The 218-nt window shown below is 66.5% G+C and carries 1 protein-coding gene; it reads right to left on the reverse strand.

Annotation, left to right across the window (positions count from 1 at the left end; genetic code table 11):
- Positions 1–218: nitroreductase/quinone reductase family protein (locus CCN51_RS52475; RefSeq protein ID WP_143676270.1), on the reverse strand; the 218-nt coding region annotated here is incomplete at both ends.

A 218-nucleotide genomic window follows, 5' to 3' on the forward strand; every position in this document is an offset into this window, starting at 1 on the left:
GGCCCGGCCAGGTGCTCGGGTTCGAGTACGAAGACTGGGATCACGCGGTTGGTCTTCTCCTGGTATTCGGCGTACGGCGGATACGCGGCGACCGCGCGCTCCCACCACTGGGCCTTCTCGTCCCCGGTGAGCTCACGGGCCATCATGCCCTGGCGTTTGGGGCCGTCTTGGAGATCCACCTGCGGGTCGGCCTTGAGGTTGAAGTACCAGACCGGGTG

Origin of the sequence: Streptomyces milbemycinicus, from assembly GCF_002154605.1 — a bacterium.
Lineage (GTDB): Bacteria > Actinomycetota > Actinomycetes > Streptomycetales > Streptomycetaceae > Streptomyces > Streptomyces milbemycinicus.